We start from the raw sequence: 323 nt of genomic DNA, 5'->3' as shown, positions 1-323 counted from the left end.
CTCCCCGCCTCGCTGAAGGTGATCCTGGCGGAGGCGGGCTCCGACCGCGCCGCGGGCGGCGGCCTGACGCCCTGGGCGCGGCAGGGCGTGCTGCTGCTCAACAGCGCGCTCACCGTCGAGGCCGGCAAGGCCGGGGCGCATCTGCGCTACGGCTGGGCCGCGCTGACCGACGCCACCCGCCACGGCGTGTTCGAGAGCGGACACCCCTCGCCGCTCAACCGCGCCCGGGATTTTCCCGGTCCCGACCCGTTCGGCCGGGCCAACCAGTGGCTCGCGACGCGCGGGTGCCGGCCGATCGACTGGCGCCTCGGCTGAGGCCGGTC

General features: G+C 76.8%; 1 pseudogene. It reads left to right on the top strand.

Annotated features, from left to right (window positions below):
* A pseudogene (locus ACLBXO_RS31905) lies at positions 1-315 on the top strand (uracil-DNA glycosylase); the annotation flags it as partial.
* Positions 316-323: the final 8 nt, after the last annotated feature.

The sequence above is a fragment of the Methylobacterium sp. C33D genome (assembly GCF_053345825.1).
The sequence above is the reverse complement of the archived record's forward strand: the minus strand, read 5'-3'. Positions and strand labels throughout refer to the sequence as shown.